A 19,170-nucleotide genomic window follows, 5' to 3' on the forward strand; every position below is an offset into this window, starting at 1 on the left:
AAATAACACCACAATATTAGCTCACAATTAGGCCTTTCTGGCACCCCTTATGCTTTGCTTCTCCACTATCGGGTTAGCTGAAAACTAGGGGAATTAACGTGAGTACTTGGGCAAGACTTTTGAAAGTTTGCCCTGGGCCAAGAGGGCTTTGGGCAATGGCATGCGGGCTGTTTTTTGTGTCGGTTCTGACCGAGGCAGCCAATTGGCAGACCGGCTGGGTTCAGAACGATCTGGCGGATAAGCCGGCCTATAGCGGAAAATGTGAAAACAGGAATTTTGGCTCGTGGTCCTATCCGGGAACAGCCCCATGGGGTTGTGATGCAGATAATTACGGTGAATCCTACCGGGCCGAAATCGTTTACGCACCATTCACCTTGAATTTGGATCGATTACATCTGGGTATGGGTAGGGGCAGCGGGAGCGAATATGAATTGGCGGTTCTGGATCGGGCATCACACCTGAAAGACTACATGACTCAAATGTATCTTTTGGTGAGGTCCCTTGCGGCAAAGTACTATGCCCAACGACGGCCACAGGCTCCGGCAGACGAAGTGGATGCCTGGATTCAAGCCATTCTTGCCGTGGTGGCGCAGGAAAGCAATTTCAGTCACTTCCGCAAGGTGGACCCAAGCCTCCCTCTAAAAATTGTCATGGGTGATCATAATCAGTCGATTGGGCTCATGCAGATTTACCTGCAGGCGCACGCGGTAAGAACCCCTGATCATTATTTCGATTTAACCAAAAACATTCTCTTTGGGATGGATCAATTTTACCTCAGTTGGGAGAGGGCAGAAAAGGCAAGTGAGAAGTGTTTGCCGGTCAAGAGTCGGCAGGATCAGGCCAAAGCGGCTTATTCATCGTATAATGGAGGAAGAATTGCCATTTGCAGATGGTCAACGGCAAGTGCTCTTTGGCACCAAGCGAATCCTGGTTGCACCTTTGGCAGTCAAACGGACTATGAGGATAAGTGCAGTAAGGATTCGAATTTAAAATTCCTCCTCCATGATCTGCACTATGCAAAGAAGTTAAGTAAGTCGCCATGGATGAGACACATTGACTTGAAGCCTGATACAGAATTGGCTCTAGATGTAGATTGTCTCATGCGAGGTAATGATCTGTGTGCCATCAGTGAAGAGCAAAGAGTTGAGTATTTGTCTGGTCACATTCTGACCTTCTACAATCCCGAGGAGTCGACAAAAAATGAGTATTGTGTGATTGGTGAAGATGGTGACCTCCACTGCATCTATGGAGACCACGATGTCGCCTGTCTTAATCGCTACGCTGAAATCAAGCAGTACAACCGAGTTTATCGTCTCAATCAACCGGATTTGGACTTCACTCGGATCACCTACCAGAATCGACACTTCGTTTGTCAAAATGCTGTCGATGGTTTGGTTCCGGTTGGTGGCTTCATTAAAACCCACAAGGCCATTGCCATTCGCCGTGGACCGTCACGAGACTCTGATGCCATTGGCTCAACCGAAAATAGGGTTTTCCAAGTCATAGACTTTTTTGTTCGCCCTGGTCGAGAACTGGATCGCTATTATGTGGTCCCGGTCATGACCAAACAGGGCCTGGATTTTGGGTACATCTATGCTGGCTCAGTTAAGGCCAGCAAGAAGCCTCAGTATGGAGACTGGGACAGATGGGCGACGCCTATGACCGTAAAAGAAGCGCTAAGCTCCGAGGACCTGGTGCGACCATTGCCGGTGGTGGGGGAGTGGATGCGGGTCGTGACGGAAACCAAACAACCGGTCTTGGCGGACATTCTGAGTTCGGATCCTCACCCCCAGGCAATCAGTATGCTTGATTCAGGAGATGAGTTTGAGGTCTTGAATCTGGAGCTGCGTGGAGACGAGACAGCGAACAAGATGTATTTGAAAATTCGTGGGCCAAGTGGAGAGGTTGGATATCTTTACTCTGGTCAGACTTCACCCAACTACACAATTAATAGGTATGTTGAATCTGTGAGTGAAAAAGGAGTTTCACAATGAAAAACTGGTGGACGTCTATTCTGTTTGTCGTTGGTGTTACAACACTGTTTATCGGTGGGCAGGGCAGTATGCACCTGATCCAGTCATGGAAGCCATCTGGAGACAATGGGGAGAAAATTGGGTCGGCAGCTCGATCTCAAATGGGGCGAAGGTTCGTCTCAAGAGCAGGGTCAGACGCAAAGCGAGCTGCGCCAAAAAACCCCTCCTCTCAGGTGGGGCTCAGTGGTTTTCAGGCCATCCGACAAGACGTTGGTGAACTTAAGATGTGTTTGGAAAACCGGGACTGCTTCCAGTTTTTTCAGCAGGATGATGGAAAACTCGGTTACCACTTTGCAGTTTCAAAGGAGGTAGCATCGGCGGCAAGTGAGCTGTTGCCGTTATTGGAGCAGGGTGAATTGGCGGTTGATCAAGAGGTTATTCAGTTTGTCCATGAGCTACTTTCTTTCCCCGAAGATCATGTGCGTGATGCCGCCTTAAGATTGGTTCCCTTTTTGCCTCATTCTGAACAGACTTTGCGGGCCAGCTTGGCTGCATTGGACGATTCTGTTAGTGCGCCTCTCTACTCGCTTGGATTGCGCACTTTGAGGGATTACAGCCAGGACCCGGCCTACAACGATGTCATGTCTCAGTTTCTCGCCCACAAGCTGGTCAATGGTGGACACTTTGCGAGCGTTGAGGTTGCGAAAGGGCTTTTGCCCATTATCAACTCTGGAAATGTAGAGCTGTTTCAGGACACTTTGAAGAAAATGTCTCCAGCCTCAAAGGCACACGAATTCCTCCGAAGCGGTTTAGAAGAATACAAAATGCTCACGGCGGGCTTTTAATGTGGATAACTGTGGGGGCAATGTGCACAACATGGTTCCCGGTTAAAACTTGTAATGCGATACGCTCTGATAACCATAAGTAACCTGTGTGTGTCGCATTACAAGTTTTAACCGGGAACATTAAAGAGACCAAAAAAAAGAGGACCCGAAGGTCCTCTTTTCATTTCTCACCTAGTTAGCGGCGAGGTGGTCGTCCTGGATTTCCAGGTCTTCCTCCAGGAGGAGGGCGCCGAGGTGGCTCAGGTCTTACTGGCGGATTAGGCCTAGGGTTCGGACGCGGATTGGGTCTTACCGGCGGCGGATTAGGCCTAGGGTTCGGACGCGGATTGGGTCTTACCGGCGGCGGTTCAGGCCTAGGGTTCGGACGCGGATTGGGTCTTACCGGCGGCGGATTAGGCCTAGGGTTCGGACGCGGATTGGGTCTTACCGGCGGCGGTTCAGGCCTAGGGTTCGGACGCGGATTGGGTCTTACCGGCGGCGGTTCAGGCCTAGGGTTCGGACGCGGATTGGGTCTTACCGGCGGCGGTTCAGGCCTAGGGTTCGGACGCGGATTGGGTCTTACCGGCGGCGGTTCAGGCCTAGGGTTCGGACGCGGATTGGGTCTTACCGGCGGCGGATTAGGCCTAGGGTTCGGACGCGGATTGGGTCTTACTGGCGGCGGATTAGGCCTAGGGTTCGGACGCGGATTCGGTCTTACTGGTGGCGGTGTTGGTCTTGGAGGACGAGGGCCTGGTCTCACGGGTGGTGGAACCGGGCGTGGATTAGGAACGGGTCGGCGGTAAATCACACAACGACCTAATACAGGATCCCAACGACGATCACCTTCACATCTGCGGATGGGTCCACCCGGGCGCACGCAACGTCCCAGCACGGAGTCCCACACTCTTCCGGGGCCGCAGTAACGAACACGATCTACGCAGCGGTTACGAGCAGGATCCCACATTTCTCCAGGATAACAGTTGCGCACTTCACGCACACAAACGCCACGATAAGAGTCCCAGTGGGAGCCAATCGGACAAGTGCGAGAACGGGACACGCAACGGCCGTAGTAGGAATCCCAATAGGAATCAATCGGGCACACACGATGGTGGTGGCGGCGCACACACATTCCCAGATCCCAGTCATAGCGTTCGCCTACACTGCAAGTGTAAGGCAGACGGGTACAACGACCATAGTAGGAATCCCAGCGGTAATTGATGGGACAGCGGGGCACGCCACTGCGTACACAGCGGTCAATGTAGTGATCGTAGTAATAGCCGGGCTGACAACGAATAGTCGGAGGAGGCGCCGGGTATTGGATACAGGCATTCTCATCGGGATTGTAGTAAGAGCCATCCGGACAAGTGTCGAGACGAATTTGTACACAGTAGCCGACAACGTCATCGTAATAGTATCCGGGAGGACAGGAGTAGCGATCTTCGTCTTCCTCAAGGATATTCAATTCAAACTGACGGGTGTTTTTGCGGCCATCACTATCGGTGACCTGAAAGGCAAAGTGGAAGAGGCCGGCATCGCGAGGTTCATCCTTAATCTTGATCGCATTTTTTGACCATCTCTTGCGCCAGTCCATACCAGGTGGCAGTTCAGATTCAAAGAGTTCGGCATCCCAAGATCCCCAAGAAGAGGACAGTTCAACATCAATGTCCTCTTCATAGTCCTTACCCACTTTTGCTGCTGGTAGGAGACGTGAGGTTTTAAAACGCGGGTACTCAAGACGATCATTGTCTTCGGCATGCATACAGATGTTGCTGGTCGCCATCAGCTTGTCGTCAAGGCGGGCGCCCAAAACAAAACACCAGGTTCCGGTGAATTCAGGCGTTCCATAGATTAGAGAACGATTGCTATCGATCTCAGCTAAACTCAATCCCGCAGGAAGAGTGTTGTAAAGAACCTCCCAGTGCACGGGTCGTGCAGGGGCGTCGTCGAGTGCGATTTCCAATTCCTGGTAATCACCAATTCTACCTACTAGTTCTTGCTCGTCATAGAGCAGCTGTCCACCCTCGTCGGTCGACTCATTAGTATAGCGATTGTCATCTGTTGGATGAAAATCGTTGTCGCGAGATTCGGCACATGCGGATGTCGCAAAGCTGAGTGCCACCAGCATAGAACACAGCGTCGTCCACATGGACGAGCTAGAACGTCTTTTCATGTATTTCCCCCCGATTCAGACTTTTGTCGTAATCGGTTCCATATTCAGCAATGTGGGTGCCATGTCGAGGAAGATTTTACGAGGTGGTGACAGAATTGCACCTGGTGCATGACTTGGTGTGCGGAGAGCTTTTGACACCAGAACGGGGGTGCAGATTGGCTCCGTTATTTTTTGACGGGTTTCTCCTGAGAGCGGATTTGCGCTGCGCGCAACTCGGAGTCCAACCATTGCTTAACCTTCAATGGGTGATTGGTAAAGACCCAATCGATGCCCCTACTGAGCTCTCGGCGAAGGCTATTGCGGGAGGCAACAAAGCCAACGCCAACCTTTTGCTCGGCCTGATGGTGCTCGTCGATCAACTTTTGCTTGAGTAAAAGGTAGTGGCCGGTCAATCCGCCAAATGATCGCTTCAGACACTCTTGACTCATTTCCTTTACATTGAATTCGGCAATCCCCAAGCAGGCTTTTGGTGTCACAAAGTCCACGCGCTTAAGGATCTCTGTCGAAAAAGACATAAAGTGATAATCTTCAGCCGGACGCAACCGACTCAGGATCTCCTGCAACCTCTTGATTTTGACATTGTCTGGGTCAGACAGACTTTCTTTGAGCTCAATCATCAAATGCAATTGCAAACCAAAGTGATCGACGACCTCGGCGAGAGTGGGAATGTGGGGTGCATGTTGCCGGAGCATCTTTAGAGTGTAGCGAGCCGGCGAGATGTTGGGCCGCCCAAAAACCCGACCACAATCGGGGTCATGAAGGACAACCGGCTCCAGGTCTTCAGTCCAGCGCAAATCAAACTCGATGCCCCAAATCTTATTGCGCGCACAGGTTTCAAATGCCGGAAGAGTGTTTTCGATGACGTTAAAATTGTCGTGTTGTCCGCGATGAGCAACGGGACGGCAATGCATGAGCTGCTCCAACGACGGCTTTTTTTGGGGCCAAAGGGAGAAGAAGTCGTCAGCCCGATTCTGCAGGAATTCGTTGAATGATGCGGAGCTCATGATTCGATTGTAGGGTTTGCCAACGGAGAGGGTCAATTGCCGCCGAATACGGGTGGACAGGAATCAGAATTTTGAACAGACTTAAGACCGGAGAAAGGCCTTAACAAGGAGAGTTTTATGGCTGGAAAAATCATCGGGATGATCGTGATGACTCTGATGGCAGTCAGCCTTGTGGCTTGTGGCGGAAAGGAAAAACCCAAAGCCCTGTCGCCTTTGACATCCGAACAGCTGGACCAGGTTGAGTCTTTGACCCGCTCCATGGATCAGGTGGAAGAGGCCATCGGTAGAGCAAAGACCACCGGTAATTTTGCAGAGTTCAATACGCCCTTGCCAAAAGCCAAAGTGGGCTCAGCCCGCAAGATGGCGGAGAAAATCAGCAAGACATTTTGTCGTTACCGGGAAAACCCAAACAATCCTGGCGGAGTTAATAGGGAAAGCTTTTTAATTGTTGATGGAGCGGACTGCCCCGTTCGTTACGAGACCCGCAGTCGTGAAGTGGAATCAAACACTGAGTTCAGCACCGCTTTGTCGATGGACTATGAAGTTGTGGGACTTGATTTTAAAGAGATGAATGACATCGAGGCTTTTAAGGTCGAAGGCACCATTGGTGCCAGGGGGACCATTCGTGGCGCTGAATTCTTTGGTCGAGTTCAGGGCACAGCTAGGTCCCAGTCTTTTGGTACGATCCACATCATTGTCGATAACGGTGGTCTGGTGTCGCGCGACGGCGGCAGTCAGATCTTAAGTCTAACTCTCCGCTATCTGGATGTTGTGGCAACAGGTCGGGTTGAGACCCAGTACAACTCCAATGGTGATAAAGTAGGGCATAGCTACTTCATCAACGATGTCCCGTTTGCCGAGAAGGACTTTCGCGACATCATGGGCTCAACCCTTCTCGACAAATAGCTAAGTTCCCTCTCTAGATTACTGTTACACGGGGGCTGTAGATAAAAGTCCAGAGTCCCCCGCCCTGGTTGAACTCCCTGGCAAACTACCTGAAAATAATATGGTCAACTTCCAGGGGGGAACACAAAATGGGGAACAGGGTTTTTCGTGCATTTGTTCTGATGGCCGCACTCATTGGTGCGGGAAGTGCTTTCGCCGCTCGGGGCGGTGGTGGCGGTTGGTCACTTGGGGCCAACATCGGTATTACCGCGGCCGACCAAAAAGATTTGGATACACTGGTGACTCGCTCGAATCAGCGTGCAGGTGGTATTACCACTGGTCAGCTGGGCAATGCCTGGGAAGGCAATGGTTATATCAGTTACCGTTTTGGTGGAATGACAGCGATTCAGCTGCGCATCGGATTTCTTTACCAAAATGAAGATGGTTCTGATACGTCTGGCAACAATTACGAATATGGACTTTTCGGTTTCACCATCTTCCCCATGTTTCGCTTTTATCTGTTAGAGGACACGATGATCAAATTCTACACCCAGCTGGGATTGGGCTGGGGAAGTGTCAGCGGGGATATCAAAGAGGGAAATAACTCAGTGGAATTCTCTGGCAGCGCCTTGGGTTACATGGGCGGTATTGGAGCGGAGTTCTGCTTTTGGAGTTCCAGTCACTGCATTACTGTTGAGGGTAATCTGCGCATTCTTGGCGTTGAGAGGCTGATCGCCGACAGCGTATCTGGTGACTTCCTTGCCGGTCCACCAAGCCCGGCCAGTTTGAGCCAGGCTCAAAAGGGCAAAGAGGTGGAGCTCGATGGGCGTGACCTGGGTGTGACCTTGTCGGGGATCGAAGGTTTTATTGGTTACGTCTTTTACTTCTAGAGAAGCTCAAAAATGAATATGAGAGTCAAACTTTGGGGTGTTCGCGGATCGTTGCCCTCACCCCATTCTCCCGAGCAGCTGACGGACAAGTTCCGCGCTCTGCTTGAGGAGTATGATGAATTCCGCAAAAACAACTCTGGTGGTGTTGACGAATTCTTGAGGCGGACCCCCGATTACAAGGTTGGCGGTTTTGGTGGTCATACGGCTTGTGTGCAGGTCACTACGCCCAAGAGGGACATTGTGATCGACGGCGGCAGTGGCATTCGCCGATATGGCGAAGCCCTTTTGGTTGGACCTTGTGGAATGGGTAAAGGTGAAGTTCATATTTTCATGACCCACTTTCACTGGGATCATATGATTGGCCTGCCTTTTTTTGTGCCTATTTTTATTCCTGGCAACATCATTCATTTTTATGCTGTTCAGGACGACCTAGAGGACCGGGTGCGGGCCATGTTTTGTAAGCCCCATTTTCCGGTTCCTTTTGAGCGCCTAGGTGCCCAGGTTCTCTTTCACAAGCTTGAGCCGCGGCAGCCGAGGAAAATGGAGGACCTCACCATTACTCCCTACCAATTGGATCATCCCGATCCCTGTTGGGGATTTCGCTGTGAGAGTGGGGGTAAGGTGTTTTCTCACTGTGTGGACACGGAGGGGACCAGGGTCAGCCAGAAGGATTTGGACAAAGACCTGCCTCTTTATACCAATGCGGACCTGGCTATTTATGATGCCCAGTATTCCTTCTTGGAAGCTGCAGAAAAGATCGACTGGGGACACGCTTCTGGGCCCATAGGTATCGATATTGCGATGCGGGAGAAAATCAAAGAGATCCTCTTTATTCACCATGACCCGGCCGCATCAGACGAAAAGGTGCAGCGAGCAGAGGATCAGACCAGGGCCTACTATGATTCCTGCGTTCGCATGGCCAAGGATCAGGGAATTGAGGTCCATGAATTTAAATGGTGTTTCGCTCGGGAAGGTTTGGTAGTAGAGTTGTAGTCCACTTGGGGTATTTGCATGGAAGACGGATTACAAATTGACCAATCCAAGAGCGGAGATCAGCTCCTTTTGACCTTTCGTGGTGATATTAATGAAAATGCGGACTTTTCAGGTGTGGAGCTCAGCGGGGCAAAGGAAATTGTCCTGGATATGGCGCAAATTCGCCTGTTGAACTCAGTGGGCCTTCGCTCCTGGCTATTGTGGATCAAGACTTTTGCTGGCGACCGGAGCCTGGTCTTCATTAACTGCCCCCGCCACGTAGTCGATCAGATGAACATCCTGGATGGGTTTTTGCCCCTTTCCGCTCGGGTGGAGTCTTTTTTTGTCCCCTATTTTTGTGAGCATTGTGAAAAAACGGACTCGGTACTGGCTGTGCGAGGGAAAGACTACATGGAGGCAACTGCCAATGCCAAAGAGGGCGTAACCCTTCCCGATGAAAAGACCTGTCCTCACTGCAATCAGCAGATGGAGATGGATGTCTTGAAAGATCGGTATTTCAGCTTTCTTAAGCACAAGAAGTGAGATAGCCTGCCCCAATCAAGCATATCTCAGGTTCCAGATGACTAACGGTAATTCATGAAGAAACAGCAAAACAGTATGAAGGATTCCCAAGAAGGAATCGTCAAGCGCCACCCGGACGGATTTGGCTTTTTTATTCCCGATAACCAAGATCTTCCCGATATCTACGTTCCCAAAAGGCAGATGCGTGGGGTGATGACCAATGATCGGGTGTTGATTCGCGTTGTACCTGAGAAATTCTCAGATCGCCTCAGGGCTGAGGTATTGGAAATTAAAACCCGGGCGCAAACGAGGGCTACCGGTCAGTACTACAGCTTGGGTGGCAACAAAGGAATTTTGCGCGACACCAGCCACGGTTGGGGTGAAGATCTACTGGCCGTATGCCCCCCCCATCTCAATGTGGAAAATGGTGAGTGGGTGAGTGTTCAGATTAAAGGCTATCCTGGAGACGACGAAGGCTTTTACGGAGACGTAGTGGCCGTGATCGGCGACGGATTGAACCCCTTAAACGATTCCATGCGGGTGCTTCACACCCATTCCATCCCCTATGATTTTTCGGTGGCCACCCTCAAAGCTGCCGAGGCTCTGCACGAAGATTTGAACGAGGCCGAATTTAAGGCTCGCCGTGACCTTCGTCATTTATCCTTTGTGACCATCGACGGAGTGACAGCCAAAGACTTTGACGACGCGATTTTTGTTGAAACTGACAACCAAGGGTTTCACCTTTTGGTCGCCATTGCTGATGTCAGCCACTATGTGCGCCCGGGGACAAGCATTGACGATGAGGCCTACGAGAGGGGAACAAGCGTTTACTTCCCCAACTTTGTTTCGCCCATGTTGCCTGAAGCCCTCAGTAACGACTTGTGCTCCTTGAAGCCGGGAGTTCCTCGCTTGGCTTTGGTCGCTGACATGAAATTGGATTTTAGCGGCACATTAGGGGAAACTCAGTTCTATGAAGCTGTCATCGAAAGTAAGGCGCGGGTCACCTATGGTGAGGCCCAAGAAGTTTTAGAGGGAAATCACCCGGACAAGCACAAGCACGTGGCGGAGATGATCCTCAGGGCCGGGGATTTGGCCAAAATCCTCATGGCCAAGCGTTTCCGCGAAGGCTCTTTGGATTTGGATATCCCAGAAACAGAGATCGAAGTCGATCAGACCGGCAACCCGGTGGATATTATTAAGGCCGAAAGGCTCTTCTCTCACAAACTTATTGAAGAGATGATGTTGGTGGCCAATGTGGCTGTGGCCCGCTTTTTTACTGAAAAGGAAATCGATGCTCTTTATAGAATTCACGAGGAGCCAGCCGCCGACAGCATTCACGACCTGGAGTCCTATTTGGCCACCTTTGGTTTTCAAAAGAAACTCAGTGGCGGCAAATTGCAGAAAAAGATCAGTCGGGCACTGGAGCACTTTTCCGGACAACCTCAGGAGCATATTCTTCACATTTTGACTTTAAGATCCATGAGTCAGGCCAAGTACAGCCCGGACAACGTCGGCCATTTTGGTTTGGGTTTTCCCCTCTACACTCATTTTACCTCACCGATCCGCCGCTACCCTGACTTGGTGGTGCATCGCCTGATTAAGGCCCTGATGATTCCCCAGAGGGGCTATCAGCTGATTCCCTATGGGCTTCTCCAATCCATGGGGACTATGACCAGCGCTAGGGAACAGAGGGCGGTTAAGGCGGAGCGGCAAGTCATTTCCATCAAAAAAGCCCGCTTTATGACCCAACATATTGGGCAGGAGTTTGAGGGCACGATCAGTTCTGTGGCCAAGTTCGGTATTTTTGTAATTCTCCGCCAGTTTGATGTGGATGGTTTGGTGCGAATTGAGGATTTGCCCCAGCGGGATTTGATCTTTGATGAGGAACATCTCCGATTGGTTGGTAAAAAGTCAGGAGTGTCGTATAACATTGGAGACCACATGAGGGTTCAGGTGGCTGCCACCGATACCCAGGATGGAAAAATCGACTTTTTGCCCATAAGGGATGGCGACCGTGTTGAGAGTCCTGCTGAAGAGACAAAACCCGCTGGCAAACGCGGCAAGGTTAAAAAACATCGTGGCCGTGTTCGCAAAGCACGGGTTTCAAGAAGTCGCCGTAAAGGCTAAGCTCGGCCGATTTGTTATCGAAAAACTGACCTCGCAAGAAATGGAAAACCTCTCCCTTGGGGAGAGGCTACGCCTTTGCTTTGAGCAATTGGGGCCGACCTTCGTTAAATTAGGTCAGCTATTGGCCACCCGACCCGACTTGATACCCCAAGATGTGGCCGATGAGCTTAAAAAGCTCCACGACCAGGTGGCAACACTTCCCTTTAGCCAGATTCGCACCGTTTTGGAGAGTCACTTTGGAACCGACCTCAACGAAGTGTTTTTGTCATTCGATGAAGACCCTTTGGCTGCGGCCAGTATTGCCCAGGTTCACCGGGCGGTGCTCAAGGACGGCTCCAAGGTGGTGGTCAAAATCCAGCGGCCGGGAATTCAAGACATCATCGCTGAAGATCTGAGTGTGATGTACACCCTGGCTGAGCTTCTGGATAAATATATTCCCGAAGCTCGGTTGTATCAGGTCAGTTCCATTGTGAATGAGTTTTTTAAGGCCTTGGATCAAGAGACCAACTTTGTCATTGAGGCCAACAACATCCGGCGGTTTCATAAGAACTTCATCAATGAGCCGAATATCAAGATCCCCGAAGTCTATATGGAACAAACCGGTCGCAAGGTGCTGGTCCTGGAAGAGCTTCAGGGGATTCCTCTCAGTCATAAAAATGCTCTGGAACAAGAGGGGATTAACCGCGAAGCCATTCTCAAAGTGGGTTTGCGCTGTTACCTGAAGATGGTGTTTACCGACGGTCTTTTCCACGGAGACCTTCACGCAGGCAACTTGTTGGTATTGCCGAATAATCAAATTGGCTTGATTGATTTTGGCGTGGTCGGCCGGCTCAACAAAAAAACCCAGGCGGCCATTGCCAATATGCTATTGGCCTTGTTCTCCGAGGACTACGAGCGCCTGGCCTACGAGTACGTGGATCTAGCGCCCTATTCGGGACATGTGGACGCGGACCGCTTTGCCCGAGACCTGAGGGACTTGATTGCTCCTTATCACGGACTGACTTTCAAGAACGTCAATGCAGGACGATTGCTCCTGGACTCAACCGGGATTGCCGCCCGCCACGGGCTGCAGCTGCCCACGGAACTGGTGTTATTCTTTAAATCCATCGTCGCCATTGAGGGAATGGGACGAATTGTGGTGCGGGACTTTGATTTTCTCTCTTACTCCCTGGAGTTCGCCGACGAGATCGTGCGTGGCCGACTGGAAACGACAAGGGTTATTCGCGAGCTGACCAATACAGCTAAAGACTTAAGCTCGGTGGCAGGCGGTTTTCCTCGGCACCTTAAGCAGTATTTGCGTAAGATTAACAGCCCGTCTTATGCCATAAAGATTGAGCTCTTGGCCCTGGAAAAGCTTCGTTCCTCGGTGGTCAATTCGGCTCATACAATATTTCTGGGCTTGGTTATTGGGGGATTTCTCATTTCCTCGTCTATTGTCGTCATCGTTGACCGGGGGCCCCGCTTTTTCGAAATCCCCATTCTTGCCCTTCTCGGCTACAGCTTTGCCGGAATTCTCGGACTGGTCGCCTTTTATCGGTATTTGCGGCAGTAGTAAGGTGACCGTCACTTTTTGGTATTGTACTGCAATACCAAAAAGTGACGGTCACTCTACAGCTTGTAGGCTAGTCCAAAGCCTTGTTGTTCGAGGGCAAAAATAATGCTCCGTGACCCAAGAAAAAGAACCTGGAACCTCTATAGGGGGTTTTCTATAATTGGAGGTCATGAAAAAGGGCTTACTGATAGCTGCCGGGGTTGTGGCCCTGGCGGTTTTACTTGGGGTTGGGGTACTGGCCTGGGGCTATCAGTATTTGCAGAGTCCGGCGGGGCTTCGCTGGGTGGTGGGACAGGCCAACGAACAGGTTCTCAGTGATCAAAAAATTCAAATGGCGGTGGAGTCGGGTGGGATTTCGCTGTTATCGGGAATCAAGCTACAAAACATCAAAGTGCAAATGGAACAGGGGGGAAAACCTCTTGAGATTCAGATTGGTGAACTGGTGGGGGAATGGAACATCAGTTTTGTCACTCGTCATTTGCAGATGAAGAAACTCTATCTCACCGGCCTTGAGATCAAAGGTGAGTTGGCCGCCGGCGGAGAAGAGGCTCAGGTTCAAGTCGGTGTTGAGGCGCCCTCGGGTCCATTCGGCTTTCTCGAAGATCTACCGGTATCGGTGGAAATTGAAGACTGTCGGATCAGTCAGTCGTCGATCGATTTGGTGATGGACCAGGGTGAAGAGAAAACTCACATTGTGATTTCAAAACTTGAGGAGCAATTAATAGCCCGGGTGGAAGACAAACATCTGTTTGTCTCAAGTCAGATGGCGATTGAGCAAAACGTCAAGCAACAGGTGTCCAAGCTCGATTTGGCCTTGAATCTTGAGAACCGGTTGGTTTTGGATCTGAAACTTGTAAAGAGCACTCCTCAACTGGTGATGGAAAATTACGGTCTAAAGCTTCAAGCCGAGATGAAAGGTCCCCAGGCTCCGCTGAGGGCGTTTAGTTTGACTGGGGAGAAGATTGCCGATGGCAACTTATCCCACAAGTGGCAGGCGCGGGGAGTGAAGCTCGGTGAGGGGAAGCGAAAGGACCTCGAAGGTGAACTGGATTGGACCTTTGAATTTCCCATGCACAACCTGGTCACCCGGTTGGTTGCCCGCATGGGTGGGGAACCTCTGCTCAACTTGTCCAATCACTTCGTCCTTGCCGACCAACACTTGAAAACTAAAGGCGAAGTGGTGGTCCCCAGGGAATTTAGGCCAGCCGACATTGGTTTAAGCCCCTTGGCCATCGACTTGGAGGTCCGCCTTGGTGAAATGAAACCCAAGGTGAGTGTGGTGGCCGAGAAAGTGAGTTTTCAAGGTCAAGAGTTCAAAACTTTGGTTGAACTTACGGCTGATGTTCTTGATGCCACCAAGCCCAAGTTTGATATTCAGGTTTTTGTCGCCGATCAAAAGTGGGTGGATCTAAAGGGGCAGGCGGAAGTTACAGAAACAGTGAGTGCTATGGATTTTGATCTTCATGCCACGCCGGCCGGCCCTCTTTGGCAGAAGTTTAATCCGGGCGTGATAAAGCTTCCTCAGGGTTTGAACCTGCGTGGTCGGGCCGTCGCCGGTGCGGAAACCCAGATTGACGTAAGGGTGGACAATCAGGCTCCCAGTGAAAAAGCCCATGTGGATCTGCAAGCTCGGTTGGCGGCCAACGAGGATTTAATCATCCAAAAGCTGTCCGTCAACTATATGAACGACGACATTTTATTTGATCTTTCAGGCCGCTACAACTTGGCGAGGGAAAGAGGTCAACTCAAGGGAAAGTTGGAGATCAAAGGGGCTGGCGCGGGACTTGAGGCCTTCATCCCAAATTCCAGCTACAGTGGGCGGGTCTTGTTCCCCTTTGAGCTGGCAATTAACCGGACAGGGACTATGGCCCTCAACGGAGCCCTTGAATTCTCAAGTTTCAGTTTCAGTATGCCCAAGTATCGGGTGTCGGGCCTGAATGGAGCCATGGCCATCTCTGAGGAGTTTAAGGTCATGGGGGACAAGTTTTCATTTAGTCGTCTTCTTCAGCGCAATGCTTTTGAGCGGGTGGACTTTGAGAGCTTTCGGCCACTATTGGCGAGCAAAAAGCCACTTAAGATTAAATCCATTCATGTGGAGCAAAGGGCTTTTGGCCCTTTTGTTGGCTTCGTCAGTCTTCATCAGAATCTTTTGAGTTTGCACAAGTTTGATCTCCAAGCCGGCGGTGCCCGCTTCGCCGGCGAATCCTACGTGGATCTGCAGCCGCAAAATCTTCAACTGGGTTTTCTGATGCGCTTCTCCCAGGTCGACTTTCTAAAGCTGCTGCCGGACCGCTTTCTCACCAATTTGAAGCCCGGCCCTCCCCTTCATGGTCGCACGAATTTGTTGGTGGATCTCACCAAGGCTTCCGTGGTCGGTCGGGCCGATGTTCTGGAGATCAGCTCCAATCAACTTCTGGCTATGCTCAACATCGTTGATCCTGAGTATAAGGACGACAAGATCAATAGTGTGCGTACAGCACTGGCTTATGCCCATCCTACCTATGTTGGACTGGATTTTAATCACAGCTACGTGGATGTTCAGGTCGATACAAATGTGGGTCGTCTACCCCAGGTGAAGTCAATTCCCATTGGCAGTGCTTTAGTAGATGTTTCCACCGAAGTGAATAAAGTCATGGCGGAGGTGCCCTTATTATGAAAAAGATTTTTCTGTTGATCCTTTTGTCTCAGGTCGTGGCCTGTGCTCCGGTGATTTACACGATCGATCGGCAAACGGTGATGGAGGCCGATGCCTCTGGTGATTGGCCGGACGTGGAAAAAAAGCTCCTCAAAGCAGGCTTGAAAGAAGGCACAACCTTTTTTGCCAAAGTCAGACCAAAAAAAGGAGCTGAAGAAAATGAAAACATCCTCAACGGGGAGTTGAGCGGCAAATGAGAATCCATAAGCTGATTGCCAGTGGACTGGTTGCTTGGGGGTCCTTTGTCGGACAAAGCTCTGGCGAAACCATTGTTCAAAAAAGACTCAACGAGCTACCCCGAATCCTGACCCCAACGAAAATGACCGTGGGGCCAGATGACAACTTCCAGGTGGACGTGGATAGCGGTGAGAGTCTGATGGTCTTTACCCGCAGAGCTAACCTTTCGACTCAGCTCTACTCCCAACGTTTGAATGAAGTAACGGAACACAGGATTCTCGATGATTCCGCTGACTCCCGCAGTGCGATCTTAAGCCCCAGTGGCAAGACCTTGGCCTTTATCTACTACAAGGCGGATGCCCAGGGAGATTTGTGTGAAATGCCCGTCGGGAGTCCCGCTTCTGTCACCTGTTATAAGATTGCGGGCTCCCTGGAGTCACCGAGCTGGTTTGGTGAAGATAAAATTCTTTTTGTCCGCCGCAAGGATGCTGAAAAGGGCGAGCTTGTCCTCCTGGATCGTAAGTCAAAGAAACAGGACGTCCTCGATGAGGGAGACCTGTGGTCCACAGCCGTTCATCCAGCGCAAAGTCACATTGCCTACGTCAAGGCGGACCAATTCGGTATCCAGGTGAGAGTGCGCAAGGTCGGTCAAAGTGAAGTCACGGTGATCAATGTGGATCTACCGGGAGTGTCGGGCTTTCCTGAATTTTCGCCCGATGGCCAGTGGATCTATTTTAGTCATTACTTTAGCGACTCCAACCGCGATCAAAAGATTGATGCCAGTGACAATAGTGTTATTTTTCGTGCTCGACTGTCTGATGTGATGGCCGGGAAACAGGTCATTCCTCAACAGCTGACCTCGTCCAACGAAAATTGCAGTTTCCCTAGGGCGCGGAAGAGCTTTCTTTACGTGACCTGTGACTTCGAGGGCTCTTTGGATGTCTACCGACTTCCCTTAACCGGTGTGGTTCCCGAAAGCTGGGACGCAGCCATGGTGAGTAACGCCCACAGAACATCGCGGAACTACGGTCAAAGAATCCTTTTGGCTAATGGCCTCTACTATCGAGGTCAGATTAAAAGTCGCAGTGAGTACCTGTGGCTGATGCTCAGTAACTTTGTTCTAAAAGAGGATGCGGTGGCCGGTCGCTACTACCTGGGTCAGTTGATCCGCGAGGATAAGTCGGTGAATAAGTCCCAGTTGGCCATGACTGACTTATTCCTTCAGGCCTCAGCTGAAAAGAACCTACAGATCTCAAATCAAATCACCTCTGAGTTTCGCAGCAAGGCGCAAAAGTGGTTGAGCAAGGCCAAGTCTTCGTCGGGGGTGACTGCTAGATTGACTCAAGCGGCAGTGCTCGGCTTTTTAAATCAGTGGAATCAGGTCCGCGGGATATTGAAGTCGATCAAAGGTAGTCAGCTCAGCGGCTTGGATCACTATCTCTATCACCGTGTTGTGCAGAACCTGACAGCTGCTGGGAAGTTGCCTCCCGGCGAACTGGTCGCCGTTTACCAGCCCCTATTTTTGGGTTCAAAGATGACGGACGAGTCCCGGCTTTATTACCTCTACGAGATCTTGAGTGAAGCGCAGCTTCGCTATTCCCTGGCTGAGAGGCAGTCAACGGTCGTGCGTTTAGAGAAATTGGTTTCAGGGGTAAAGGTTTTAGTGCCGCTACTTAATGCAGAAGAAGTTGCCTTAAAACTTGTGGCCGACAAGACCCCCGCAGGAAAGGCCGCCGCCTACAGGGAACTTGATAAAATCATGAGTGAAAATCGCGCCAAGTACTTTGTTTTTAGGACCTTGGCGGTGCGGTCGATCGATAATTTTATTGCTGATGACGAGTTCAAGTACCTCAACTATGTGGCGACGACTTGGCTCAAGTACACGCAGAAGTCAGACACTGAGTTTGCCTACGCCCGGCAAATTTATGTGGACAAGGTCCTGGCCCGTGCTTATGGGAATTTTGGTGAGAAAAAATACCGGTATGCCTCTAATCATTTCTATGGCTCCTTGAGTCTCACCGATGATTTGGAATCTCACTACGGCTACATCAAAGCCATGGAATTGGACGGCAAACAGGGTGAACTAGCGACTGTCTATGACAGTCTCACCAAGCGGGGATTTGTCAGCGACAATCTGGGTTATGTGCAATCCTTAATGGAAATCAGTAACGGCAAAATGAGCTCAGAAAATGCCGATAAGCTTCTCTCTGAACTCCATAAAATTGATTCGGCCTATCAGTCGCCCATGTATCAATTGCTACTGGGTTACCTGTACCTAAAAAAACTGGAGTTGAGCTTGGATGGCCTCGGGTTCTCCCAGGACCTTTTAGCTTCTTCCCACAAACATTTAATGCTGGCCTATGATTTGGGACGGGAAAACCGCAGGATTGCCGCCTCGGCCTTATCCAATCTGGCCACTCTGCACTTTTTTGTCGCTAACTGGGGTTTGAGTCGTCGTTTCTTTGAACTCCGGGAGCCCTATGGATTTGTCGACAAAGAGGAAGAAGGACACTTCCGCTGGTTCTTTGCCCGAACTCTTTACCAATTGGCTGACGGCAAGGCGGCGGCCGAGCAAATGAGAAAGCTCCATAAGGGAGCCGATCCCTCCATGCGGCCCCTATTGGAACAACAAATGGGGTTTTACCTGCTGGAGGCCGGACGCTATTCGGAGGCGGCAAAGTACTTGTCGGACTTTCTTAAGGGTAAGGGCCACAGCCAATGGAATCTAGCTAGAGCTCGATTGGCCTTGGCCTACTCATTAATGAAGGCCGCGACAGCCGGCAAAAAAGCTCTTGGCGCAACCGAGAAAAACAAAATTGTTCAGCATCTTGACCGGGTTGTTGCGGATTCAAAGAGCCTCACTGTTGTGCCGGCTAAGGGTCGACAAAGAGTGCAGCTCACGCCATTGCGAATTCGTCTTCTGGCAACGGGTCTCAAGGCTCAGTTGATTTCCGGAAGCAAACGGACTGAGAGTCTTAATGAGTTGGCTCGGCAGCTGGAGGAGGTCAAATCTCAACTTAAAGATGTTTCCATGACTCCAGAAAATTGGTTGGTGTTTCGCCTAAAGGGGCAGTACCAGATGGCTGACCTGGAGCACAGTCAGGGCAACAAGACTGGTGTTCATCAGATCCTGGATTCCTCATGGCCGCAGGTCGTTGAGTTGGCTGAAACCGTTGGTTATGGTTTTCACACTCAGTTGATTGAGGCTCTGGTGGGCTACTGGGGTTTTGCCCGTCTGTCGGGTTACGAAGGTAAGACGAAGTCCGATGCTGAAAAGCTCACGCAAAATGTCTTAGCCAAAATGGCTGAAATGGAAGACCCCAGTGGCGTGGTGAAGCACCACTCCGGGCGAATTCAGCGGGTGATGAAGTAACTTGTC

At 50.8% G+C, this 19,170-nt stretch carries 13 protein-coding genes; 11 read left to right on the top strand and 2 right to left on the bottom strand.

Annotated elements, in window-relative coordinates; translation table 11 throughout:
- The first annotated feature begins 155 nt into the window (after positions 1–155).
- Both H6624_18845 and H6624_18850 read left to right on the top strand, forming a co-directional pair.
- Positions 156–1,994: a transglycosylase SLT domain-containing protein gene (locus tag H6624_18845; GenBank protein ID MCB9086405.1), complete on the top strand. Its 1,839-nt coding sequence runs from the start codon at positions 156–158 to the stop codon at positions 1,992–1,994.
- Complete coding sequence (locus tag H6624_18850) at positions 1,991–2,818, top strand: hypothetical protein (protein MCB9086406.1); 828 nt, start codon at positions 1,991–1,993, stop codon at positions 2,816–2,818. The genes H6624_18845 and H6624_18850 overlap by 4 nt, the downstream gene beginning before the upstream one ends.
- A 175-nt stretch (positions 2,819–2,993) precedes the next feature.
- Here the strand turns inward: H6624_18850 and H6624_18855 are convergent, their stop codons facing one another.
- The gene (locus tag H6624_18855) at positions 2,994–4,967 is read right to left on the bottom strand and encodes a hypothetical protein (protein MCB9086407.1); all 1,974 of its coding nucleotides are present in this window, start codon (positions 4,965–4,967) and stop codon (positions 2,994–2,996) included.
- 164 nt (positions 4,968–5,131) lie between these two features.
- A complete protein-coding gene (locus tag H6624_18860; GenBank protein ID MCB9086408.1) occupies positions 5,132–5,971 on the bottom strand; it encodes a glycerophosphodiester phosphodiesterase in 840 nt (279 codons plus the stop codon).
- Between the two features lie 117 nt (positions 5,972–6,088).
- Here H6624_18860 and H6624_18865 point away from each other — a divergent pair, with 117 nt between their 5' ends.
- From H6624_18865 to H6624_18905, 9 genes are all read left to right on the top strand, one after another.
- Positions 6,089–6,877, top strand: a complete 789-nt coding sequence (locus H6624_18865; protein MCB9086409.1) for a hypothetical protein — start codon at positions 6,089–6,091, stop codon at positions 6,875–6,877.
- A 128-nt stretch (positions 6,878–7,005) separates the two neighbouring features.
- Positions 7,006–7,746 (top strand): outer membrane beta-barrel protein, encoded by a 741-nt coding sequence (locus H6624_18870; protein MCB9086410.1) that lies wholly within the window; start codon positions 7,006–7,008, stop codon positions 7,744–7,746.
- An 18-nt stretch (positions 7,747–7,764) separates the two neighbouring features.
- Positions 7,765–8,739, top strand: coding sequence for an MBL fold metallo-hydrolase (locus H6624_18875; GenBank protein ID MCB9086411.1), 975 nt, complete (start codon positions 7,765–7,767; stop codon positions 8,737–8,739).
- A gap of 18 nt (positions 8,740–8,757) precedes the next feature.
- Positions 8,758–9,261 (top strand): hypothetical protein, encoded by a 504-nt coding sequence (locus H6624_18880; GenBank protein MCB9086412.1) that lies wholly within the window; start codon positions 8,758–8,760, stop codon positions 9,259–9,261.
- A 54-nt stretch (positions 9,262–9,315) separates the two neighbouring features.
- Positions 9,316–11,367 carry a ribonuclease R gene (gene rnr / locus H6624_18885; GenBank protein ID MCB9086413.1) on the top strand — a complete coding sequence of 684 codons (2,052 nt, stop codon included), beginning with the start codon at positions 9,316–9,318 and terminating at the stop codon, positions 11,365–11,367.
- 40 nt (positions 11,368–11,407) lie between these two features.
- Positions 11,408–12,919: a phosphotransferase gene (locus tag H6624_18890; protein ID MCB9086414.1), complete on the top strand. Its 1,512-nt coding sequence runs from the start codon at positions 11,408–11,410 to the stop codon at positions 12,917–12,919.
- Positions 12,920–13,088: 169 nt separating this feature from the next.
- Positions 13,089–15,575 carry a hypothetical protein gene (locus H6624_18895; protein ID MCB9086415.1) on the top strand — a complete coding sequence of 829 codons (2,487 nt, stop codon included), beginning with the start codon at positions 13,089–13,091 and terminating at the stop codon, positions 15,573–15,575.
- On the top strand, positions 15,572–15,811 hold the full coding sequence (locus tag H6624_18900) for a hypothetical protein (GenBank protein MCB9086416.1): 240 nt from the start codon (positions 15,572–15,574) through the stop codon (positions 15,809–15,811). The genes H6624_18895 and H6624_18900 overlap by 4 nt, the downstream gene beginning before the upstream one ends.
- A complete protein-coding gene (locus H6624_18905) occupies positions 15,808–19,164 on the top strand; it encodes a PD40 domain-containing protein (protein MCB9086417.1) in 3,357 nt (1,118 codons plus the stop codon). The genes H6624_18900 and H6624_18905 overlap by 4 nt, the downstream gene beginning before the upstream one ends.
- Positions 19,165–19,170 lie beyond the last annotated feature (6 nt).

Source organism: Pseudobdellovibrionaceae bacterium (assembly GCA_020635075.1).
GTDB lineage: Bacteria > Bdellovibrionota > Bdellovibrionia > Bdellovibrionales > UBA1609 > JADZEO01.